Origin of the sequence: Bacteroides caecigallinarum, assembly GCF_016901995.1 — a bacterium.
Classification (GTDB): Bacteria; Bacteroidota; Bacteroidia; order Bacteroidales; family Bacteroidaceae; genus Phocaeicola; species Phocaeicola cellulolyticus.
This window is the reverse complement of sequence record NZ_JACJLE010000090.1, coordinates 1-6,324: the sequence shown is the minus strand read 5'-3', so window position 1 is coordinate 6,324 and position 6,324 is coordinate 1. Positions and strand designations below refer to the sequence as shown.

Below are 6,324 nucleotides of genomic sequence, written 5' to 3'. Positions count from 1 at the left end.
TATCAAACTCTGTATTGAGTAATGATGCGGCCCTTTTTTACTCTTTTAGGGTGCTCAAATTTCAAATTATAAGTTCATTTTTTCAAAAAATGAATTTTGACACACCCTCGTTTTTTTCGTCTTTTCACAGGCTTTGTATCTAACTTTGTGGTAAACAAAGTTAAGATTTGCGTATGTGTAAAAAAGCATTTTTATGGTTGCTTCTCCTATTTTGGACAAGCCCGATATTCGGACAAACATTGATTTCAGGATATGTAAAAAACTCATCAGGGAAAGTCATACCTGATGTAAATGTTTATGTCTCTCGTCTGGATCAAAGATATAGTGTATATGCATCCTGCATCAGCGATGAGAAAGGCTTATATTCACTGAATTTTAACGCCTCTGTTGATAGCATTGCAATCAATGTGTCTGGATTAAACATTGAGGCAACAAGCATTTTTTGCCCAAATACATCGCACGAGCGTGATATTGTTGTAAAGGAACAACTGAATCAGATAGATGAGGTCGTAGTCTATGCCCCCAAGATATATGAGCGAGGTGATACAATCAGTTATAATGTTGCTTCATTCCAATCGAAAACAGATATTTCGGTAGCACAGGTATTAAAGCGATTGCCAGGTGTAACCGTATCGGATGTAGGGCAAATATCTTACAAAGGACAACCTATCAAGAATTTCTATATCGAAGGACTTGATTTGATGAAAGGTCGATATGGTATTGCAACCAACAACATAGACCCAAACAGCATAAGTACGATACAGATACTTGAAAACCATCAGAATATAAAAGCATTGGAAGATTTGCGTCCGGAAGAGAGAGCCTCAATCAATCTTAAACTCAAAAGCGGCGTAAAGGGCGTATATAACATGATTGCAACATTAGGAGGTGGTTATGACAAGGAAGCCTTATGGGACAATGAACTTATAACAACATATTTTCAAAGAAACAGCCAATTGCTTGCAGCATATAAGGGCAATAATTCCGGTAATGACCTTGAAACAGAATTGCGATCTTTCGATGATAACTCTCTGTCAAGGACATCGAGTGTAACGGACATTGAATTACCGAGTGTTCCAGGCATCAATAAAAAATACTACTATTTCAATCAATCTCATACCGCGACATATAATCACATATTTCGGGTTGGGGAAAATGGAGAGTTAGGTATTAATGCTGCGTACTTAAATGATAATGACAAGCGCAGTAATCACGCAACAACCACTACGATTCTTCCAGATGGTTCAAAAAACATAGTGGATGAGTATTATCGTGGAAACCTTCGTAGGAATCTTGCAAATGGTACTATCACTTATCTACAAAACAGTGAAAAGAGTTATATAAAAGAACAGCTGAAATTTGATTGGTTCAGTACAGGTGGTAGCAGCGATATTTATGCAGGAAGTGATATTGCTCAAAACAGCGATGTTGAGAATTACCGATTGCACAACCTGTTCCATCTGACCAATCGTACTAATACAGACAAAGGAGTAGATTTTGTATCAACAATAAACCTTGAAAAACGCCCACACAATCTTGGCGTTTCCACTAATCTCTTTCCGGATGTTTTGTTAGGAGATAATATGTTTCAAAGAGCAGAACGCAGAAACTTTTCAACAGAGAACCACCTGGATTTTCTCTCTGCTCTTGTATGGGGTAATCTTCAAATTCATCCGACACTGTTTGTTGATTATTCTCAAAATGGATTGACCAGTCAATTGGAAGATTACAGGAATGACATACATCTTTCATCGCTGAATACCGGAGTGGGAATTATTGCCAATTATCGTGCAAGAAAATTCTATGTGGATTTACAAATCACAGGCAACTATAGATATTTTGATTTGAATGATAGAATAGCAGAAGTGGAAACGGACAAACACCGTTTTGTTGTCGAACCACGCCTTACTGTAAAATACGACATCAATGGCAGCAATGAATTGAGATTAAAAGGTAGTCTGGGGCACTCAAATCCGGCTATCGAAAATCTTTACAATCAATATATTCTGACTTCATACAGGCAACTATCCGTATATCAGAATAATGATTTGTATCAATCAACCGTACAAAATTATTCATTGTCATATGACTACAGGAACATTGTGTCAATGCTGTTTTTCGGTTCGGATATTGGTTGGACTCATAACCGCCCGAATGTATTATACGGAAACTATTACGATGGGCTTGTAACAAGAATCATCAGTTCTCCCACTGACGAAACAGCTGATGTTTTATCCGCGACTGTAAGAGCAAGTAAAGGATTTGATTGGCGTCGTTTGAAAATCGGTGCAGAATGTCGGTATAGTTATTACGATAGTCCCATATTGCTACAAAACGAAATAATGAGTTATAATGGCTATTCGATAAACGCAAAATTAGATTTCAGTCTTAACCCTTTTGAATGGATTGCGTTTAACTATGAAGGCATTTACTATCAATCCAAAACATCTATGCAAAAAGGGGGAGAAATGCCGATGTTAAGGACATTCACCAACAATATCTCTCTGGAATTCTATCTGCCTGCGGATATTACGATAGGGGCTAACATCTCACACTATTACAATAATCTGAATCAGAATAACCGTTCATTCCTGTTGGGAGAAGTTAATGCGAAATATTCATACAAGCGATGGTCATTTACACTCTCTTGCGATAATATATTCAACAATAAAGAGTATGTATACTCCTCAATAGAAGGATTGACGGACAACACTTCTGTATATCAGATTCGTCCTCTGAGTGTACTGCTGAAGATACGATACAGAATATTCTAATTATAAAATAGTTAATATGAAAAAGTTTTATTTGTGTTTGTTGTCAGCATTTATGACATTACATGCCACTGCTCAGTTGGCACCTGTACCGCAGCCCCTTGACAACTATGAAACAATCGACAAGGGGAAATATGAGGTGCGTTACACTTTTAAGTTCAAAAACCATTCATCAGCAAAAGAGTACATTGAAGATATCCGGGTGATACAGATTGGCAATAACATTGTCAAAGATTACAGCGATATCATATTTCACTACGATTCTTTGGCTACGGAAAACTTCAAAAAGGGACATCCAACTCAATCCAACTCTCACCAAACTCTTCCCTGTGAAATCTTCAATGAGTACAAAGGGAAGAAAATTGCGGTCAAATACAGACTGATACTTAATGCCGGTGTGCTGTGCTACGAAGATATGTTCAGGAATCTTCAATGGAAATATTCAGATGAGTCTTCCGTAAAAATAATGGGCTACACTTGTGCTAAGGCAACAACCACTATGGGAGGGCGGAATTATACGGCTTACTACACGCTTGATATACCGCTATCCTATGGTCCATATAAATTCAGTGGTCTGCCCGGATTGATCTTGAAAGTGGAGGAAGAGAATGGATTATATATTTGGGAAGCGTTTAGCATTAAAAACACTCAGAATCCAATCAATCGCTATACTTACGAGAAAGAGATTAAATGCAGTCGCCAGGAAGCCCGAAAAACCATCGCAAGAATGATGACCAAGCCATTTACATTTCTCAATGCGGCTGGCTCACAAGTAATGGTAAGACAGAGCAATGGCAGATTTGGGAAACCTTCAAACAATGAACAGGAGATTAAATATGAACCAATAGAATTAGATTGAATATGAAAACAAGTTTTATTAAATCCGTAGTATTGGCAGGCTTTGTTATGTGCTTATTGGCTTGTCAAAATAAAGTAGATATCGTAAATGCACCGACTCAACTACTTTCAATAGACTCAATCCCGGATATAAAGCACCTGACAGATATCCGTTTTCATAATAATGATGTATTGCTGACATACGAAAGCCGAGGCAGTTATGGACAGCAATTTGTTAGACAGTATGTGTATGACAACAAAAAGGCAGAACTAAAATACAAACGAAGTCTGTTCAGGAATGATAATGGACAGTATGATTTTTATATACCAATACTTTTCTCTGATAATAAAAATGATCTGTTTGTAGTAGACAGAGAGATGCCGACTGTATATAAAGTATCAGATGAAGGTCAAGCCATTACTACAGGTGATGTGGTTATTTCAAGAGAATCAAAAACGCCTTATCCCATAGTAATGGATGCCAGACAGGTCTTTCAGAAATCCCTACGCGAATATTTATTTGTTGGCAGAGAACCAAACGGAGGGGCCCAGTCGTTATTCTTGTCTAAAAATGAAGATGATTCGGTCTGCATAACCGAGATTAGTAAAATTATATACAACCCTGATCAACCATCGTGGATTACCAACTTCGGTAAATTGGCATATAATGATAATGACCAAATCGGGGTTTTTGCTTTCCAGATGTATCCTGTAATTCAATATATCAATCTGCAAACCGGAGAAAAATCATCATTCAGATTATCAAATACTATTCAGAGCGAACTTATTACAGATGGTGCAGATATATGGGAACAGAACCCTGTATATTTCCGTGATATAACCTCCAATAGTAAATATATCTATGCTTTATATTGGGGCAAGACTTTTCAAGATGCAGGCGAGGAACAGGCTGAGGGAAAAGGATTTTCTCAGATATACAAATTTGACTGGGACTGGAAATTAAAGCAAGTCTATAACATCAACAAATGCCTCAATAATATTTGCATAGACAATACGGGCAACTCAATAATAGGCTTTGATGGCTATAGATTCTATTCGATAGGATTTTAGATTAAGTGTTTTACCATGGTAGGAACTGTTATTTTCCAATGGAAATTCCACTTAATTATGGAATTCCATTGGAAAATACATAACGCTTACATCTTCAGCGAATGTCCCTGTTTTTGCCTTTGGTCGTACCTGCCGAGGGCAACATCATCCACTTCACGAACAGCTTTTCGGTATTCACTATTGGAGAGATTTTCTTTCTGGTCTGCCGTGAACACAAGGAAAGTACCGATGGCTTTGTAGTCCTCCTTGTCTTTTCAAAAGGCTTCAATTACACTTTTAATGGTCTTTGCTTCCTCTTTTTTAAAAATGCTACGATAAGTATCTTTAGCGAAACGGATGATTGCATCTATAGCATTTCTGAAAGTGGCGTTGTTTCTCGCCAGAAGTCTTGTAAACATATTGAGTACCTTATTTCTCCATGACAAGCGTTCTTTCAGATTGCGTACTTCATCATCCTTTCTCTGTACTGCATTTTGTACCGCTCTTGCCAGTTTACAGGTTCATTTTTTCAATCCTATATTCCTGAAGTGGTGAACGGATGTAAACGGCAGTCAACGGTTGTCGCCTTTCTACACGATGTGACCGTCACTGAATGTCGAGCGGATATTGTCGCTTGTCGTAAACGGTTGTAAACCCTTGTCAACCGTCTGCACGGTGTGACAAAAAACAAGCTCCGCAAATTCTCCACGTCAGAAATACGTCTCAAAAATATGTGGAAATTAGGGGAACATCAAAAAGCAGTCGAAAAGTGTTAATTTTTAGAATGTATTGATAATTAAAGGTTTATGCTTGGATATTTCTGATTGTTTTTGGTTGTTATACGCTTCTAAATACAATATTAGTAAGAATATCTAGCAGATGTTTCTTAATTAAATCATCCATATATCAATGCTTTAGTTGCGTCTACATTCTTTTTCAGATATGGATTCTTTACAGTTTGTTCTTCCAGCAAATCAACATTCCTGCCAAACAATTCTTCCAACGAGTTTTTGAAATCAAAGTAGTTGTCGAAAAAGTCGCTTATCTCAGCCTTATTGAAAGAAACAACCAAGTCCACATCGCTATCCTCATTAAAGCGGTCAGTAAGTATTGAACCAAATACAAATAATTTGTTGACCTTGTACTTCTTGCACAAAGCAACAATCTTCTGTATATTGTTTTCTATCAGCTTCATAAACGGACTTGTTATGTAGGTCGGCGGCATTGCTGCCGCTTCCCCCATTAAGAACTGTACGTGCGATTTTCACCGCATACAGCTCCGATAATTCTAAATTTAATTCTCATAAAATTAAATCGGCTCATAATCATCTTTTGATGACTTGTTTCCGATAAAGTTTTCTTCACGCACGTTGACGGGCACTTTTAAGTTTCCGTTTTTCGAAGTATTCGTCCCATAATGGGTCGAACGGATTGGCTTCGCATCTTATCTCTATGTGTCGCTTGATTGGAATTTCTATCAGTTGTTGTACCGTGAACTTCTCCTCTATTCCTCCACATACAAATACAAAACCGAAAATCCAATTTCTGCAACCTTTGCGGATAAAATACTTCTTCCTTATCCATTTCCTTGACTTGTTGGTATGTCTGCGATATGACCATCTTTTAAGTTGATTTATTAAGATATGGTCACATCGGCAGAACACCT

General features: G+C 37.5%; 5 protein-coding genes and 1 pseudogene. 3 read left to right on the top strand and 3 right to left on the bottom strand.

Annotation, left to right across the window (positions count from 1 at the left end; translation table 11 throughout):
- The first annotated feature begins 173 nt into the window (after positions 1–173).
- The 3 genes from H6A61_RS14800 to H6A61_RS14790 are packed head-to-tail and all read left to right on the top strand — an operon-like array spanning position 174 to position 4,679.
- A complete protein-coding gene (locus H6A61_RS14800; protein ID WP_204394657.1) occupies positions 174–2,774 on the top strand; it encodes a TonB-dependent receptor in 2,601 nt (866 codons plus the stop codon).
- A gap of 16 nt (positions 2,775–2,790) precedes the next feature.
- Positions 2,791–3,630, top strand: coding sequence for a GLPGLI family protein (locus H6A61_RS14795; RefSeq protein WP_204394656.1), 840 nt, complete (start codon positions 2,791–2,793; stop codon positions 3,628–3,630).
- A 2-nt stretch (positions 3,631–3,632) separates the two neighbouring features.
- The gene (locus H6A61_RS14790; RefSeq protein WP_204394655.1) at positions 3,633–4,679 is read left to right on the top strand and encodes a BF3164 family lipoprotein; all 1,047 of its coding nucleotides are present in this window, start codon (positions 3,633–3,635) and stop codon (positions 4,677–4,679) included.
- 254 nt (positions 4,680–4,933) lie between these two features.
- Here the strand turns inward: H6A61_RS14790 and H6A61_RS16040 are convergent, their stop codons facing one another.
- The 3 genes and pseudogenes from H6A61_RS16040 to H6A61_RS14775 form a co-directional block, all read right to left on the bottom strand.
- The gene (locus H6A61_RS16040; RefSeq protein WP_239469251.1) at positions 4,934–5,077 is read right to left on the bottom strand and encodes a hypothetical protein; all 144 of its coding nucleotides are present in this window, start codon (positions 5,075–5,077) and stop codon (positions 4,934–4,936) included.
- A 476-nt stretch (positions 5,078–5,553) separates the two neighbouring features.
- Positions 5,554–5,853, bottom strand: a complete 300-nt coding sequence (locus H6A61_RS14780) for a nucleotidyltransferase family protein (RefSeq protein ID WP_204394654.1) — start codon at positions 5,851–5,853, stop codon at positions 5,554–5,556.
- A 166-nt stretch (positions 5,854–6,019) separates the two neighbouring features.
- A pseudogene (locus tag H6A61_RS14775) lies at positions 6,020–6,324 on the bottom strand (reverse transcriptase domain-containing protein); the annotation flags it as partial.